Raw genomic sequence first — 15,869 nt, forward strand, 5'->3', positions numbered from 1 at the left:
GAGGGTCCGACGGTGGGGCCCTGGTGTGGCGCGCGGGCCCCGTCGCTGTGGAGGGGGAGCGTGGTGCCCGGGTTGTGGAGGGGGAGTGCCCCAGCCGTTCAGACGCCGTAGTCGGCCGAGTACTGCGCCAGGGCTTCCTCGATGGTGCCGTCGAGCTGCAGCCGGCCCTTGTCGAGGTACAGGCCGCGGTCGCAGAAGCGGCGCAGGTCCTTGTCGCTGTGGGACACGAAGAACAGCGTCCGGCCGCCGGCCAGGAGCTCCTCGATCCGCTTGTAGCACTTCTCGCGGAAGGCCTTGTCGCCGACGGCGAGGACCTCGTCCACCAGGATGACGGGTTCGTCGAGCCGCGAGATGACCGCGAAGGCGATGCGTACCTTCATGCCGCTCGACAGGTGCTTGTACGGGGTGTCGACGAAGTCCGCGATCTCGGCGAACGCGATGATCTCGTCGAAGGCGGCGCGGATCTCGGCACGCGACATGCCGTGCAGGCCGGCGGTGAGGTAGACGTTGTCGCGGACGGACAGGTCGCCGACGAAGCCACCGGTGATCTCGATGAGCGGTGCGACACCGGCGCCGACGTCGACCCGTCCCTCGTCCGGCAGCATCACCTGGGCCACGAGCTTCAGGAGCGTGGACTTGCCCTGACCGTTCCGCCCGACGACGCCGATCGCCTCTCCGGGGCGGACGTCGAACGACACGTTGCGGAGGGCCCAGAACTCGTCGGCGCGCTTGCGGCGTCCTCGTCCGGCGAAGAGGTCCTTGAAGTTGCGGCTCGCCCGCCGGTTGCGCTTGAAGCAGATGCCGGCGTCGCGCACGGAGATCACCGGGGCGACGGTCTCGGTGCGTCGGGTCTGGTCGGTGGCGGTCATCACAGCTCCTTCAGCACGCGGTGTTCGCTCCGGCGGAAGACCGCGAAGCCGATCACCAGGACGATGCCCGTGATGACCACCGATGCGCCGACCTCCAACCAGTCGAGCTGGCTCGGGAAGAACGCCGCCCGGTACATCCCGAAGATGCCGGTGAGCGGGTTGACCGCGGCGATGGGGCGCAGGGCGTCGGGCAGCGCGTTCGTGCCGTAGATGATCGGCGATGCGTAGAACAGGAACCGCAGGACGAGCTTGGTCGCGCGCTCGAGGTCGCGGAAGAAGACGACGAGCGGGGCGACGATCAGGCCGAGGCCGTACACGAGCGCACACTGCAGCACGATCGCCAACGGGAAGAAGACGACCTGCCAGTGCAGGTGCGCACCGGTCGCGATCGCGAACGCGGCCAGCACCGGCAGGCTCAGCAGGAACTCGATGCCCTTCGACGCGTCGATCCGCGCGACCCAGATGGTGCGGGGGATCGTCGTCGAGCGGATGAGCTTCGACTCCTTGATGAACGCCCGCGTGGAGTCCGAGACGCCGCCCGTGAACCACATCCACGGCAGCAGTGCGGAGAGCAGGAAGACGATGTACGGGTCTTCGCCGACGGAACCACGGTGGAACACCTGGGTGAAGACGAACCAGTAGATCGCCGACATGACGAGCGGGTCGAGGATCGACCAGACGTAGCCGAGCGCCGAGGTCGAGTACCGGACCCGCAGGTCGCGGACGGTCAGCAACCAGAGGGCATGACGATAGCGCCGACCGGCGCTCCGGGTCGCCGCTGGTGCGGCAGCCGCGGTCACGGTCGGCGCGCTCGCTGTGGTCACGGTTTCCCTTCGGGCGGAACCGCCGAAGGGGTCCTGACGGAGGTTCAGGCGAACAGGTTGTTCGCGCGCTCGAGGTCCTCGGCGAAGTCGATCTCGACCGCGTACAGGTCGGAGATGTCGATCGGGGACCAGCGTAGCCCGTCCTCGGCGATGGCAGCCTCGATGCCGCCCTCGAAGTACTCCTGGTCGTCGACGCGCCCGAGCTGGCGGATGAGCGCCTGCTTGTCGTTCGCCGAGACGTAGTTGATGCCGACGGCTTCGCCGAGCCCACCGACGACCTGCTTGGAGAGCTTGTGGATGAAGCCCTCGGCGTCGACGGTGTACTTGACCTCTTCGTCGGAGACCTTGTCGGTGTTGACGCTGACGAACGAGTGGTCCTCGTCGATCATGTCGGCCGCACGGACGAGCGCCATCGGGTCGAAGACCACGTCGCCGTTCATCCAGAGGACACCGCTCTTGCCGGTCGCCTTGAGGGCGCGGAGCAGGCTCTTCGAGGTGTTGGTGGAGTCGTAGGACTCGTTGTAGACGAAGGACGCGTCGGGGAAGGCCTCGACGATGTGCTCCGACTTGTAGCCGACGACGATCGTCACGCGGGCGCTCGAACCGAACGCGGCGCGGATGTTGTCGAACTGCTGCTGCATGATGGTGCGGCCGTCACTGAGCTCCGTGAGCGGCTTCGGCAGGCTGCGGCCGAGACGGCTCCCCATCCCCGCTGCGAGGATCACGATCTGCGTGGTCATGCTGGTCCCTTCTGGTGTCCGCCCGCGCGCCCTGGGGCACGGGCGGGCCTCGTCGAGTCTGCTCGCGGAACGTCCGAGTTCGCCGAGAACCAGACGCCGCGGGCCCGTCGGGCCTGCCGCTGTGCGGTGTCGGAGAGCCCGCCGGAGCAGGTTTCCAAGTGGTGAACACTCCTTCGTGCCCTGGTGAATGATACGGAAACACCCGCTCAAGGGGTAGGTCAGCGGCGCTTCGTACTCATTTCGTGACACTGGAGCATGCCGTTCCCCGCTGTCCGGAGAGCGTTGGTACGGTTGGGCGATGGCCGCCGGAGCAGACAACGAGGACGTGTACGCCACGACCGACGCTGCCTGGATGACCGAAGCGAGCGACGCCGACGAGCGTGACGCCGCGGCGGGGGACGACGCCGACGACGACGACATGGGGGAACCGGATGCGCGCGACGCCTCCGTTGATGACGAGATGACCGACGACAGCACGGCCACCGACACCACGACCACCGACCCCACGACCACCGAGCCGGAGTCGGCTGCCGCACCCGGTCCGGCGGCGCGTGCCGCGGCAGCGGCCCCGACGACCACCACCGGCGCCCGACCCGCCAAGGCGCGCACCACGAAGCAGCGCACCAAGCGACCGGCGAAGGCCGACGGCGCGACCGGCACCGTGCCTCCCGGTCCGACCGCGAGCGACGCGACGTCCGCGACGAACGCGACCGGGGACGCACCGGTGACCGCCGCGCACGAGGCGGATGCACCGGAGACGGGCGCAGCGGAGGCGGGCTCCGCGACCGGCCCCGCCGCCAAGAAGCGCGCCCCCCGGGCCACTGCGCCGAAGGCCCCGCAGAAGCAGCAGCCCGTCGTGCTCGCCGCGAACGGCCTCGTCAAGCGGTACGGGCAGACGCTCGCCGTCGACGAGGTCGACCTCGAGATCCGTCAGGGCTCGATCTTCGGCGTGGTCGGCCCCAACGGCGCCGGCAAGACGACCACCCTGTCGATGATCACCGGACTGCTGCGTCCCGACGCCGGTTCCGTCACCGTCCTCGACCACGACGTCTGGGCCGACCCCACGGCCGCCAAGCGGAGCCTCGGCGTGCTGCCGGACCGCCTGCGGCTGTTCGACCGACTCACCGGCGCGCAGCTGCTCTACTACTCGGCCACCCTGCGCGGCCTCGACGGTGCCACCGCGCGCGAGCGCAGCACCGACCTGGCCGAGGCGTTCGGGCTCGGCGAGGCACTCGGCCGCCAGGTCGCCGACTACTCGGTGGGCATGGCGAAGAAGATCGCCCTCGCCGCCACCCTCATCCACTCGCCGCGGGTCCTCGTGCTCGACGAACCGTTCGAGTCGGTCGACCCCGTGAGTGCCGCGACCATCACCGACATCCTGCGCCGGTACACGCGCGGTGGCGGCACGGTCGTGCTCTCCAGCCACTCCATGGAGCTCGTCCAGCGCACGTGCGACTCCGTCGCCATCATCGTCGGCGGCAAGGTGCTCGCCTCGGGCACGATGGCCCAGGTGCGCGGCCGCAAGAGCCTCGAGGACAAGTTCGTCGAACTCGCGGGCGGCCGCGTCGTGGCAGAGAGCATGGAATGGTTGCACAGCTTCTCCGGCTGAGGGCCGACCTGCTCGCGGGCGAGGTCCGCGGCAGCGCCCGCCGGTCCGTGTTCGTCGTGCTCGGCAGTCTCGTCGGACTCCTCGCCGCCGTCTTCGTCGCGACGCAGACGGTCGCACTGCGGTCGGCGGACCCCGACACGGCCCGAGCGGTCACCGTGCCGGTCGGCACGCTCATCACGTTCGCGTTCACCGTCGTCCCGCTCGTGGTCGGCCGGAGCGACCAGCTCGACCCGCGGCGCTTCGCGGTGTTCGGCATCGGCCGACGCACGCTCGCGGTCGGCCTCGTCCTCGCCGGGCTGATCGGCATCCCCGTCATCGGGGTCGTCGTCGTGGCGGTCGCACAGTCCGTGGTCTGGGCGCGGGACGCCGGTACCGGAGTGCTCGCGGTCGTCGGCGGGCTGCTGGCGATCGCCACCTGCGCGCTCCTGGTCCGCGTGTGCTGCACCGTCGGCTCGCGGCTGATCGGTCCGCACCGGTCCCGTGACGCCGGTTGGCTCGTCGCGCTCGTCATCATCGTGCTCGCGATCCCGACGGTGTCGCTGCTGCTCCGCGTCGACTGGCTCGACCCCGAGGGCGCCGAGATGCAGCGCGTCGCGGACGTCGCCGGGTGGACGCCGTGGGGCGCCGCCTGGGCCGTGCCCGCCGAGGTCGCCAGCGGCCACGTCGGGACCGGGTTCCTCAAGCTGCTCGTCGCGATCGCCGTCGTCGCCCTGCTGACCTGGGCGTGGTGGGCGCTCGTCGGTCGCGCGCTCGACACCGTCGACGGTCGCACCCGGACCCGGCGGTACCAGGGGCTCGGCTGGTTCGACCGGCTCGGGTCGACCCCGGTCGCCGCCGTCGCCGCCCGCGCCCTGACCTACTGGGTCCGCGACCCGCGGTACCGCACCTCGTACCTGATCATCCTGTTCGTCCCGCTCGTCGTCATCCCGCTCGGGGTCGCCGGCGTGCCGTGGCACTGGACGGCGCTCGTGCCGTTGCCGCTGATGGCGCTGATCGCCGGGTTCCTGCCGCACAACGACGTCTCGTACGACAACACCGCGGTGTGGCTGCACGTCGCCTCCGGGGCTCCCGGGTGGAGCGACCGACTGGGCCGCGTCGTCCCGGTGCTCGTCGTCGGTGCGCCGGCGATCGTGGCCGGCTCGGCGCTGTCCGCCTGGTTGTTCGCCGACTGGACGGCGTTCCCGCTCCTGATCGGCGTGAGCGCCAGCGCGCTGCTGTCCGGACTCGGGCTGTCGAGCGTCGTGTCCGTCCTGCTGCCCTACCCGACCGTGCGGCCGGGGGACCACCCGTTCCAGCAGCCGCAGGCCGCCGGGGTGACGGCGACGGTCGCGCAGTCGATGATGGTGATCGGCATCGTGCTCTGCACCGTCCCGGCCGCGTGGCTCGCGGTGCTCGCCTTCGTCCGCGGCGCCGAGCCGTGGTCGATGCTGACGCTCTCCGTCGGCATCGGGGTCGGCGCGGTCGTGCTCGTCACCGGGATCGTCGCGGGTGGTCGGCTGTTCGACCGACGCGGACCGGACCTGCTGGCGGCGGCGCAGCGCAACTAGCGTTCCGGAGCACGCGCAGAGAGCGCAGCGCGCCCGCGCGCAGACCGTCGTACCCTGGACCCATGAGCATGACGGAACCAGGCGGCGGCCTCGACGTGATGGACCGGGAGCTCGAGAAGCTCCTCGAAGACGAAGCGATCGAACCCGGCGACCACGAGCGGTTCTCGCACTACGTCAAGAAGGACAAGATCCTGCAGTCGGCGATGTCCGGCAAGCCGGTCAAGGCACTGTGCGGCAAGAAGTGGATCCCGGGCCGCGACCCGGAGAAGTTCCCGGTCTGCCCGGACTGCAAGGCCATCTACGAGAAGATGAAGGCCGAGTAGACGCAGCCCGCGCATCGTGAGCAGAAATGGTCGGGTCGCCTGCGGGGACCCGACCATTTCTGCTCACCAAGCGATGCGCAGCCGCAGCCGCAGCCGCAGCCCGCTCAGATCACCAGGGTCGGGATCGCGGGGTCGCCGCGACCGATGCGCGCGGCGTCCGCGGGCAGCTCGGCCTTGGCACGCTCGTGGTGCGCCCGAGCGGCTTCGACGCCCTGCACCCCGAGGAACGCCGGGTCCACCTCGCCGCCGGTGACGACGGGCACGAGCAGGGGGCGCTCGTCGGGGCCGACCTGCCCGGCGGTCAGCACGACCTCGGCCGTGGCGACACCGTTGCGCAGGCGACGCCCGGCTTCCTTCCGCCCGCCGATCGAGGCCTTGTCAGCCGACTTCTTCGCCACGGCGACCCAGTCGTCGCCGTCGGTGGACTGGTGCGCCACGAGCTTGAAGACCATGCCGGCCGCGGGGTGTCCGGAGCCGGAGACGACCGAGGTGCCGACGCCGTACGAGTCGACCGGGGCGGCCCGGAGCGCGGCGATCGTGTACTCGTCCAGGTCGTTCGTGACGGTGATCTTCGTGCCCGTCGCGCCGAGGCGGTCGAGCTGCGCCCGGACCGCCGCGACGACGGACGGCAGGTCGCCGCTGTCGATCCGGACACCGCCGAGCTTGCCGTCGGTCAGCCGGACGGCGGTCTCGACGGCCTGCTCGATGTCGTACGTGTCGACGAGCAGGGTCGTGCCGTTGCCGAGGGCGTCGAGCTGCGAACGGAACGCCGCTTCCTCGGAGTCGTGCAGCAGGGTGAACGCGTGCGCGGCCGTGCCCATCGTCGGGATGCCCCAGGTGCGGCCGGCCTCGAGGTTGCTCGTCGCGCCGAAGCCGGCGATGTAGGCGGCTCGCGCGGCTGCGACGGCGTTCCACTCGCCGGTGCGGCGCGAACCCATCTCGGCGAGCGGGCGGCCGTCGGCGGCGGAGACCATGCGGGCGGCCGCCGAGGCGATGGCGGAGTCGGCGTTGAACACCGCCAGGGCGAGCGTCTCGAGCACGACGGCCTCGGCGAACGTGCCCTCGATCTGCAGGATGGGGGAGTTCGGGAAGTACACCTCGCCCTCGCGGTACGCCCGGACGTCGCCGGTGAAGCGGTAGTCGGCGAGGAACGACGCGGTGCCCGCGTCGATGACCCCGCGGTCGCGCAGGAACCCGATCTCGTCGTCGCCGAAGCGGAAGTCGCCGAGGGCGGTCAGGAACCGCCCGAGGCCGGCGGCCACGCCGTACCGGCGGCCGTCGGGCAGCCGCCGGGCGAACACCTCGAAGACGCAGCGCCGGTGGGCGGTCCCGTCCTTCAGGGCCGCGTCGACCATGGTGAGTTCGTACTGGTCCGTCAGGAGCGCGCTGGTCACGCTGTCGACACTAGTGGCGTGCCGGTGGGGAGGCCCGGATGGGCTCGGGCGCGCGGCCCACGGCGCGCAGGTGGCCGGTCCCGACGTCCGCAGCGTGCGTCGGTACGCTGGTCACCGTGACGGATGCACCGATCGGAGTCTTCGACAGCGGGGTCGGCGGGCTCACGGTGGCCCGCGCGATCATCGACCAGCTGCCGCGCGAGAGCATCCGGTACGTCGGCGACACCCTGCACTCGCCGTACGGCCCGAAGCCCATCGCCGACGTCCGCCGCTACGCGCTCGAGGTGATGGACGACCTGGTCGAACAGGGCGTCAAGGCCCTCGTCATCGCCTGCAACACGGCGTCGTCCGCCGTGCTCCGCGACGCCCGCGAACGGTACGAGCAGGCGTACGGCATCCCGGTGGTCGAGGTCATCCAGCCCGCCGCCCGCGCCGCCGTGAAGCAGACCAGGACCGGGCGCATCGGCGTCATCGGCACGGTCGGCACCATCGCGTCGCGCGCCTACGAGGACGCCTTCGCGGTGGCCTCGGACGTCACCCTGACCCTGGCGGCGTGCCCGCGGTTCGTCGAGTTCGTCGAGGCGGGGGACACCTCGTCACCGGAACTGCGCGAGGTCGCCGCCGGGTACCTCGACCCGATCCGCACCGCCGACGTCGACACGCTCGTGCTCGGCTGCACCCACTACCCGCTGATGTCCGCCGCCATCCAGTACGTGATGGGCCCGGACGTCACCCTGGTGTCGAGTGCCGAGGAGACCGCGAGCGACGTCTACCGCCGGCTCGTCGAGCACGGCCTCGAACGCACCACCACGACCGCTCCGACGTACTCGTTCGAGTCGACCGGCGACGACGAGGACGGGTTCCTGCGGCTCGCCCGCCGGTTCCTCGGCCCCGAGATCGTCCGCGTCGGCCACCTCGAGACCGGCGCCATCACGCTGCCCCGTGGGCGGGCCTGAGCGGCGACCAGCCGCTCGCCGCCGCCCGCTCCGTCGAACCGCACCGCGCCTCCCGGCCGGACCGAAAGGACACCATGACCACCCGCATCGACGGCCGCCAGGCCGAGGAACACCGCCCCGTCACCATCGAGCGGGGCTGGAGCACGCAGGCCGAGGGCAGCGCGCTCATCTCGTTCGGCAACACCAAGGTGCTCTGCACCGCCTCGTTCACGAACGGCGTGCCCCGCTGGCTCGCCGGCAAGGGCACCGGCTGGGTCACCGCCGAGTACTCGATGCTGCCGCGCTCGACGAACGAGCGCATGCAGCGCGAGTCGATCAAGGGCAAGGTCGGCGGACGCACCCACGAGATCTCCCGGCTGATCGGGCGTTCACTCCGCGCCGTGGTCGACACGAAGGCCCTCGGTGAGAACACCCTGGTCATCGACTGCGACGTGCTGCAGGCCGACGGGGGCACCCGCACGGCGTCGATCACCGGCGCCTACGTGGCGATGGTCGACGCAATCGAGTGGGGCCGCGGCAAGGGCTTCATCGCGAAGAAGGCCACCCCGCTCACCGACAGCGTGCAGGCGATCTCGGTCGGCATCGTCACGGGCGAGCCGATGCTCGACCTGGCGTACACCGAGGACTCCGCCGCCGACACCGACATGAACATCGTCACGACCGGGTCGGGGAAGTTCATCGAGGTGCAGGGCACCGCGGAGCACGCGCCGTTCGACCGCGACGAGCTGAACGTCCTGCTCGACCTGGGCCTGGCCGGCAACCAGTCGCTCGCGGCGATCCAGCGTTCGGCCCTGGGCCTGGCGTGACGTCCCGCGAGGTGGTGCTCGCCACCCACAACCAGGGCAAGGTCGTCGAGCTGCGCGAGATCCTCGGGTCGGCGCTGGGCGAGGGCGTCGAGCTCGTCGGCTACGACGGCCCCGAACCGGTCGAGGACGGCGACACCTACGCCGCGAACGCCCTGATCAAGGCCCGTGCGGCGGTCGCCCACACCGGGCTGCCGGCGCTCGCCGACGACTCCGGCATCGCGGTCGACGCGCTCGACGGTGCCCCGGGCATCCACTCGGCGCGCTACGCGGGCACCCGGTCGGACGCCGACAACATCGCGCTGCTGCTGCAGAACCTCGAGGGCGTCGTGGAGCGCACCGCCGCCTTCGTGTGCGCTGCCGCGTTCGTGACGCCCGACGGGTTCGAGCACGTCGTCGAGGCGGTGTGGAACGGCGAGGTGCTGACCGAACCCGTCGGCGACGGCGGACACGGCTACGACCCGGTGTTCCGGCCGGACGACGCCGACCGCTCGTCGGCCGAGCTCACCCGCGAGGAGAAGAACGCGCTCTCGCACCGCAGCAAGGCGTTCCGCGGCATCGCGCCGATCGTGCGGGAGCACTTCGGGCTCTGAACCGCCGACCTGCGAACACGACAGGCCCACACCGAACGGTGTGGGCCTGTCGTGTTCGGTCCGGCTACAGCTGCGGGTCGACGGCCGGCGACTCGGCCTGGTGCTCGTGCTTCTTCGCCTTGCGGGCGTTCCGGATGTAGGTCAGCGCCATCGGCACGACGGTCACCAGGACGGCGGCGAGCAGGATGATGTCGATGTACTCGCGCACGATGTGGGCGACGAACGGGATGTGGCCGATGAAGTACCCGAGGAACGTCACGCCGACACCCCAGACGACGGCGCCGATCGCGTTGTAGAGCGAGTACTTCTTGTAGTCCATGCGGCCGACGCCGGCGGCGATCGGGGCGAAGGTGCGGACGACCGGCACGAAGCGCGCCAGGATCACCGCGAGCGGGCCGAACCGGTGGAAGAACGCGTTGGTCCGCTCGACGTTGGCCTTGGAGAACAGTCCGCTCTCCTTGCGCTCGAAGATCGGCGGACCGGCCTTCTTGCCGATGAAGTAGCCGAGCTCCCCGCCGAGGAACGCCGCGGCGCCGATCATCAGTGCCGCGACCCAGATCGGGATGCCGCCGATCTCACCGCCGCGGTCGAACGCGAAGAGGCCGGTGATGACGAGCAGGCTGTCGCCCGGGAAGATGAAGCCGATCAGCAGACCGGTCTCGGCGAAGACGATCGCACACACGACGAGCACGGCGACGGCCCCGAAGTGGTCGAGGATGTACTGCGGATCCAGCCATGGGATCAGGGCGAGTGCGACGGAGTGCATGTCTCTTCCGGTCGTGCAGATGCGGTGACGGGAGGGTCACCCGCACGACGAGGGTACCGTTCGCCGATGTCGCGGACGTCCCTCGGCGGTATGAGATGCGCGAGCACGCAACGGTCCGTGCGGAAGGAGGGACTCGAACCCTCACGCCTGGGGCACAGGAACCTAAATCCTGCGTGTCTACCGATTCCACCACTCCCGCGAGCAGCGGCAGTCTACCGAGCGGTCCCTGCTCGGCGGACGTCGGTGCGTTCGCACGGTGCGCCGGTCGTCACCGGGGGCGGGGTTCCCCGCTCCGTGCGCCGCAGTCGGCGCGCACGAAGCGACCAGCGGCATTGTGGGTGACCGTGTCGACACGGTGCGACGTTCGTGGCGGGGGTGCGTGGGGCCTCCCGGGCGGTGGTGCGCACGTGCGCACGGTGCGCCGGTCGTCACCCGGTGCGGAGTTGCCCGCTCCGTGCGCCGCAGTGGGCGCGCACGAAGCGGGGAACCTCGCACGGAGTCGCGGAACGCGCACGGTGCGCCGGCCGCGCCCCGTGCGCAGCGCGCGTCAGCGCAGCTGCCGCGGCAGGTACCGGGGGACGTAGCGCAGCAGCACGCCGGCGCCGATCAGGCCGAGCACGCCCATCACGCCGCTGGCCACCGCGATCGTCGCGACGGCCGTCACCCCCGAGATCACGAGCGGTGCCGCGGCCGACCCGAAGTCGCCGGTGAACCGCCAGGCTCCGAGGAAGGGCGCCGGGTCGTCGCGTGGGGCGAGGTCCGCGCCGAGCGTCATCAGGATGCCGGAGCCCACGCCGTTCGCGAGGGACATGCCCATCGCGATGCCGACGAACCAGCCGACGCGGGCGTCGAGGTGCCCGCTCCAGGCGAGCAGGAAGTAGCTGATGCTCAGCCCGAGCATGCAGGGGAGGGCACTCGCCAAGCGGCCCCAACGGTCCATGATCTGGCCGCTCGTGTAGAACAGCGCGAAGTCGACGGCGCCGGCGATGCCGATGACCAGTGCCGCCGTCGAGTCGTCGAGCCCGACGCTCACCGCCCAGAGCGGCAGGATCACCTGGCGTCCGGCACGCATGGCGCCGATGAGCGCGGCGCCGCTGCCGAGCCGCAGCAGGACGGCGCCGTTCGCGCGGATGGTGCGGAAGAGCCCGTGCGCCTCCTTCTCGACGAAGACCGCTCCGGTGTCGGTGGACGGCTCCGTCACGCCGGTCGCGTCGGACCCCGACCGGGAGGCCCGTGGCGGCATCCGCAGACCGCGTGCGCCCGTCGCCGGGTCGCGCAGCACCAGGAGCACGGTCGCCGCCGCCAGGCAGCACACGACGTGGATCCAGAAGGCGCTGGCGGTGGTGCCGGTCAGGTGGATCACGCCGGCGGCGAGGAACGGCCCGACGAAGTACCCGAAGCGGAACACCCCGCCCAGGCTCGAGAGCGCCCGAGCGCGGATGCGGACGGGGATCGCCGTGGTCATGTAGGCGTGCCGGGCCAGTGCGAACACCGCGGTCGAGACACCGACCAGGAACACCCCGAGCGCCAGCACCCAGGCGTTCGTCGCGGTCGTGCAGACGACGAGTCCGCCGACCGACACCAGGGCTGCGCCGATCATGGCGTTCCGCTCGCCGATCCGGGCGACGACGATGCCGGACGGCACGTCGCCGATGAGCTCGCCGACCAGGATGAGCGACGCGACGAAGCCCGCGAACGCCAGGGTCGCACCGAGGGAGTCGGCGGCGATCGGGATGATCGGGATGATCGCGCCCTCGCCGATCGCGAAGAGTGCCGCCGGCAGGAACCCGGACAACAGGACGGACCGGAAGTCGAATGAGTCGTTCCCCGTCGTGGCCATCGCACGACAACGGTACGCCAGCGGTACCGCTTCGTCGGCGGGTTACCCTGGAGGCATGCGTGTTCTGGCGGCGATGAGCGGTGGGGTCGACTCGGCGGTGGCTGCTGCCCGGGCGGTCGACGCCGGGCACGACGTGGTCGGGGTGCACCTGGCGTTGAGCCGGATGCCGGGCACGCTCCGCACCGGCAGCCGCGGGTGCTGCACGATCGAGGACTCGATGGACGCCCAGCGCGCCGCTGCGGCCCTCGGCATCCCGTACTACGTGTGGGACTTCTCGGCCCGGTTCAAGGAGGACGTCGTCGACGACTTCGTCGCCGAGTACCAGGCCGGCCGCACCCCGAACCCCTGCATGCGGTGCAACGAGCGCATCAAGTTCGCCGCCCTGCTCGAGAAGGCCCTGGCCCTGGGCTTCGACGCCGTCGCGACCGGGCACTACGCCTCGATCGTCACCGGACCGGACGGCTCGCGCGAACTGCACCGGTCGGCCGCGTGGGCGAAGGACCAGTCCTACGTGCTCGGGGTCCTGACCGCCGAGCAGCTGCAGCACGCGATGTTCCCGCTCGGGGCGACCCCGTCGAAGGACGAGGTCCGGGCCGAGGCCGCCGAGCGTGGCCTGACGGTCGCGCAGAAGCCGGACTCGTACGACATCTGCTTCATCCCGGACGGCGACACCCGCGGCTGGCTGGCGGACCGCGTCGGCACCGCGCCCGGCGAGGTCGTCGAGCGTGACGGCACGGTCGTCGGCTCGCACGAGGGCGCGACCGGCTACACCGTCGGTCAGCGACGGGGCCTGGCCCTCGGTCGCCCGGCGCCGGACGGCAAGCCGCGCTTCGTGCTCGAGATCCGCCCGAAGGACAACACCGTCGTGGTCGGCCCGAAGGAAGCCCTCGCCGTCACGTCGATGTCGGGCTCGCGCTTCACCTGGGCCGGGACGGCCCCGGCCGACCCGGCGACGCCGTTCGCCTGCGACGTGCAGATCCGCGCGCACGCCGACCCGGTGCCCGCGACCGCGCGGGTGCAGGACGACGTGCTCGTGATCGACGTCGACGAGCCGCTGCACGGGGTCGCTCCCGGGCAGACGGCCGTGGTCTACGTCGGCACGCGGGTGCTCGGACAGTGCACGATCGACAGCACCGTCAGCGCCGTCCCCGTCGGCGCCTGAGAACGCCGCTCCCGGGCGGCGGGCTCGCTGCACGCCGCGTCGGTGGCAGGCGGTAGAACTGATGGCATGAGCGAGACCGACGCCACGTTCGAGACCATCGACCCCGACGGGCTCGACGCCGCCCAGGCCGGGCGCGAGGTCGACCGGCTGCGGGCACGCATCAACGAGCTGCGACAGGCCTACTACCAGGGCGAGAACGGTTCGCCGGAAGCCGACGCCGACTACGACGTGCTGGTCCGGCGGCTCGACGCGATCGAGCAGCGCTTCCCGGAGCTCCTGACCGAGGACAGCCCGACCCAGACCGTCGGCGGCCAGGCGCAGACCACGCAGTTCGCGCCGGTCGAGCACGCCGAGCGCATGCTCTCGCTCGACAACGTGTTCAGCCCTGACGAGCTCACCGAGTGGGCCGTCAAGGTGCAGCGCGACGCCGGTGCCGAGCGCGTCCGCTTCCTGACCGAGCTGAAGATCGACGGCCTTGCCATCAACCTGCGCTACGAGCACGGCCGGCTGGTGTCGGCGGCCACCCGCGGCGACGGCGTGGTCGGCGAGGACGTCACCGGCAACGTCCGGACGATGGGCACGATCCCGGACCGCCTGTCGGGCACCGGCCACCCGCCCCTGGTCGAGGTCCGCGGCGAGATCTTCTTCCCGGTCGCCGAGTTCGACGAGCTCAACGCGAACCAGCGCGAGGCGGGGGAGCGGGTCTTCGCCAACCCGCGCAACGCCGCCGCCGGGTCCCTCCGCCAGAAGGAAGAGGGCAAGTCCGAGGCGAAGCGCGCGCTCATGGTCGACCGGCTCCGGCGGTTGCGGATGCTCGTACACGGCATCGGCGCGTGGCCCGTGCGCGAACTCGAGCAGGAGACCGACGTCCGCTCGCAGTCCGAGGTGTACGAGCTGCTCGAGACGTGGGGGCTGCCGACGAGCAGCCACTACCGGGTCTTCGACACCATCGACGAGGTGAACGCCTTCGTCCGCTCGACGGGTGACCGCCGCGCCTCGGTCGAGCACCAGATCGACGGCGTCGTGATCAAGGTCGACGACCTCGCCCTGCACGAGGAACTCGGCTCGACGTCACGGGCACCCCGGTGGGCGATCGCGTACAAGTACCCGCCGGAAGAGGTCCACACGACGCTCACCGACATCGTGGTGAGTGTCGGCCGCACCGGTCGTGCGACGCCGTTCGCCGTGATGGCCCCGGCCGAGGTGGCCGGCTCGGTCGTGCGCCAGGCCACCCTGCACAACCAGCAGGTCGTCAAGGCGAAGGGCGTCCTGATCGGCGACACCGTCGTGCTGCGGAAGGCCGGCGACGTCATCCCCGAGGTCCTCGGGCCGGTCGTCGACCTGCGCGACGGCACGGAGCGCGAGTTCGTGATGCCGACGCACTGCCCGGAGTGCGGGACCGAGCTCGCCCCCGCGAAGGAAGGCGACATCGACCTCCGCTGCCCGAACGCGAAGAGCTGCCCGGCGCAGGTCCGCGGTCGTGTGGAGCACATCGCCTCGCGCGGCTCGCTCGACATCGAGGGCCTCGGCGAGGTCGCAGCCGCAGCGCTCACGCAGCCGCTGCACCCGGAGACCCCGCCGCTCGTGACCGAGGCCGGGCTGTTCGACCTGACGATGCAGGACATCGTCCCGATCGAGGTGATCGTGCGCGACGCCGAGACCGGCATGGAGAAGGTCGACGACGCCGGCGCACCGAAGCGCGTGACCCCGTTCAGCCGGGCGCGCAAGAAGACCGACCCGCCGTTCGACGCCGACGCCCGCGGTGCCGACTACACCGGCGAGCCGAGCCGCTACCCGTCCAAGAACGCGTTCGAGATGCTCGCGAACATCGACGCGGCCAAGACGAAACCGCTCTGGCGCATCATGGTCGGGCTGAGCATCCGCCACGTCGGACCGGTCGCGGCGCGGGCGCTCGCGAACCACTTCGGTTCCCTCGACCGGATCCGCGCCGCCTCGCGCGAGGAGCTCGCCGCGGTCGACGGTGTCGGCGGGATCATCGCCGACGCCCTGCTCGCGTGGTTCGAGGTCGACTGGCACCGCGAGATCATCGACCGCTGGACGGCGGCGGGAGTGCAGTTCACCACGCCGGACCACCCCGGCCCCGGCGGTGCTGCGGTCGAGGGCGGTGTCCTGAGCGGTGTCACGGTCGTGGCCACCGGATCGCTCGAGGGGTACACACGAGAAGGTGCGCTGGAGGCGATCATCACCGCCGGGGGCAAGGCGGCGTCGAGCGTGAGCAAGAAGACCGACTTCGTGGCCGCGGGCCCCGGGGCCGGTTCGAAGCTCACGAAGGCCGAGCAGCTGGGCCTCCGGATCATCGACGCCGAGCAGTTCCACCTGCTCGTGACCCAGGGCCCGAGCGCGCTCCCCGAACCCGAGGAGACCACGGCCGAGGGCTGAGCCCGACCGCGAGCACGCCGTCGACGTGTCCGCACGCCGCGGC

At 71.3% G+C, this 15,869-nt stretch carries 14 protein-coding genes and 1 tRNA gene; 8 read left to right on the top strand and 7 right to left on the bottom strand.

Annotated features, from left to right (window positions below):
* Positions 1-98 precede the first annotated feature (98 nt).
* From EDF63_RS12530 to EDF63_RS12540, 3 genes are read right to left on the bottom strand one after another with little or no spacing between them, the layout of a single operon-like run.
* Complete coding sequence (locus EDF63_RS12530) at positions 99-869, bottom strand: ABC transporter ATP-binding protein (RefSeq protein ID WP_123313362.1); 771 nt, start codon at positions 867-869, stop codon at positions 99-101.
* Positions 869-1,693 (bottom strand): ABC transporter permease, encoded by an 825-nt coding sequence (locus EDF63_RS12535; protein ID WP_395871959.1) that lies wholly within the window; start codon positions 1,691-1,693, stop codon positions 869-871. The genes EDF63_RS12530 and EDF63_RS12535 overlap by 1 nt, the downstream gene beginning before the upstream one ends.
* Positions 1,694-1,737: 44 nt before the next feature.
* The gene (locus tag EDF63_RS12540; protein WP_111085011.1) at positions 1,738-2,433 is read right to left on the bottom strand and encodes an NTP transferase domain-containing protein; all 696 of its coding nucleotides are present in this window, start codon (positions 2,431-2,433) and stop codon (positions 1,738-1,740) included.
* 298 nt (positions 2,434-2,731) lie between these two features.
* Between EDF63_RS12540 and EDF63_RS12545 the strand changes: the two genes are divergently transcribed.
* From EDF63_RS12545 to EDF63_RS12555, 3 genes are all read left to right on the top strand, one after another.
* Entirely contained in the window at positions 2,732-4,042 is a 1,311-nt protein-coding gene (locus EDF63_RS12545) for an ABC transporter ATP-binding protein (protein ID WP_260233098.1), read from the top strand.
* Positions 4,018-5,589 (top strand): ABC transporter permease, encoded by a 1,572-nt coding sequence (locus tag EDF63_RS12550; RefSeq protein ID WP_123313363.1) that lies wholly within the window; start codon positions 4,018-4,020, stop codon positions 5,587-5,589. Before EDF63_RS12545 ends, EDF63_RS12550 begins: the two co-directional genes overlap by 25 nt.
* A 62-nt stretch (positions 5,590-5,651) precedes the next feature.
* Positions 5,652-5,912 carry a DUF3039 domain-containing protein gene (locus tag EDF63_RS12555; protein ID WP_123313364.1) on the top strand — a complete coding sequence of 87 codons (261 nt, stop codon included), beginning with the start codon at positions 5,652-5,654 and terminating at the stop codon, positions 5,910-5,912.
* 104 nt (positions 5,913-6,016) lie between these two features.
* Here the strand turns inward: EDF63_RS12555 and EDF63_RS12560 are convergent, their stop codons facing one another.
* A complete protein-coding gene (locus EDF63_RS12560; RefSeq protein WP_395872065.1) occupies positions 6,017-7,267 on the bottom strand; it encodes a nicotinate phosphoribosyltransferase in 1,251 nt (416 codons plus the stop codon).
* 155 nt (positions 7,268-7,422) lie between these two features.
* Here EDF63_RS12560 and murI point away from each other — a divergent pair, with 155 nt between their 5' ends.
* From murI to rdgB, 3 genes are all read left to right on the top strand, one after another.
* Positions 7,423-8,262: a glutamate racemase gene (gene murI, locus EDF63_RS12565; RefSeq protein ID WP_123313634.1), complete on the top strand. Its 840-nt coding sequence runs from the start codon at positions 7,423-7,425 to the stop codon at positions 8,260-8,262.
* A 74-nt stretch (positions 8,263-8,336) separates the two neighbouring features.
* The gene (gene rph, locus EDF63_RS12570; RefSeq protein WP_123313366.1) at positions 8,337-9,068 is read left to right on the top strand and encodes a ribonuclease PH; all 732 of its coding nucleotides are present in this window, start codon (positions 8,337-8,339) and stop codon (positions 9,066-9,068) included.
* Positions 9,065-9,658 carry an RdgB/HAM1 family non-canonical purine NTP pyrophosphatase gene (gene rdgB, locus EDF63_RS12575; RefSeq protein WP_123313367.1) on the top strand — a complete coding sequence of 198 codons (594 nt, stop codon included), beginning with the start codon at positions 9,065-9,067 and terminating at the stop codon, positions 9,656-9,658. The genes rph and rdgB overlap by 4 nt, the downstream gene beginning before the upstream one ends.
* A 64-nt stretch (positions 9,659-9,722) precedes the next feature.
* Here the strand turns inward: rdgB and EDF63_RS12580 are convergent, their stop codons facing one another.
* The 3 genes from EDF63_RS12580 to EDF63_RS12590 all read right to left on the bottom strand — a co-directional run bounded on the left by EDF63_RS12580 (position 9,723) and on the right by EDF63_RS12590 (position 12,264).
* Positions 9,723-10,424 carry a DedA family protein gene (locus EDF63_RS12580; protein ID WP_123313368.1) on the bottom strand — a complete coding sequence of 234 codons (702 nt, stop codon included), beginning with the start codon at positions 10,422-10,424 and terminating at the stop codon, positions 9,723-9,725.
* A 118-nt stretch (positions 10,425-10,542) separates the two neighbouring features.
* A tRNA-Leu gene (locus EDF63_RS12585) sits at positions 10,543-10,623 on the bottom strand.
* Between the two features lie 348 nt (positions 10,624-10,971).
* Positions 10,972-12,264, bottom strand: a complete 1,293-nt coding sequence (locus EDF63_RS12590; protein WP_123313369.1) for an MFS transporter — start codon at positions 12,262-12,264, stop codon at positions 10,972-10,974.
* Positions 12,265-12,319: 55 nt separating this feature from the next.
* Between EDF63_RS12590 and mnmA the strand changes: the two genes are divergently transcribed.
* On the top strand, positions 12,320-13,426 hold the full coding sequence (gene mnmA / locus EDF63_RS12595) for a tRNA 2-thiouridine(34) synthase MnmA (protein WP_123313370.1): 1,107 nt from the start codon (positions 12,320-12,322) through the stop codon (positions 13,424-13,426).
* Positions 13,427-13,492: 66 nt separating this feature from the next.
* The gene (ligA, locus tag EDF63_RS12600) at positions 13,493-15,826 is read left to right on the top strand and encodes an NAD-dependent DNA ligase LigA (RefSeq protein ID WP_123313371.1); all 2,334 of its coding nucleotides are present in this window, start codon (positions 13,493-13,495) and stop codon (positions 15,824-15,826) included.
* Positions 15,827-15,869 lie beyond the last annotated feature (43 nt).

The organism is Curtobacterium sp. JUb34 (genome assembly GCF_003755065.1).
Taxonomy (GTDB): domain Bacteria; phylum Actinomycetota; class Actinomycetes; order Actinomycetales; family Microbacteriaceae; genus Curtobacterium.